This window comes from Mycobacterium sp., assembly GCF_008709575.1.
Lineage (GTDB): Bacteria > Actinomycetota > Actinomycetes > Mycobacteriales > Mycobacteriaceae > Mycobacterium.
The window spans coordinates 340-600 of the sequence record NZ_VYIK01000473.1; the positions used below are offsets into that span (position 1 = coordinate 340).

The 261-nt window shown below is 63.6% G+C and carries 1 protein-coding gene; it reads right to left on the minus strand.

Annotated elements, in window-relative coordinates; translation table 11 throughout:
• Positions 1 to 243: cellulase family glycosylhydrolase (locus F6Q13_RS19645; protein ID WP_293060063.1), on the minus strand; the 243-nt coding region annotated here is incomplete at its 3' end.
• Positions 244 to 261 lie beyond the last annotated feature (18 nt).

Sequence of the window (261 nt, forward strand, 5' to 3'; positions counted from 1 at the left end):
GTCGCCTGCGAACACGCTGCTGTAGTTGTCCTGGTGCATGTCGAGCACAACATAGATGCCGTGGTCTTCCAGGGTCTGCACGGTCTGCGCGATCGAGGCGAGGTAGGCGTAGTCGATCACACCGGGCTCGGGCTCCACACCGGCCCACTGAACGCCCAGCCGCACCACGTTGAAGCCGTTGGCCGCCAAAAACGCCGCGTCCTGCAGGCCAAATCCTTCACCGGAGGGCTCATAGGGCGCCACCTTGTCCACCTCGTTGAG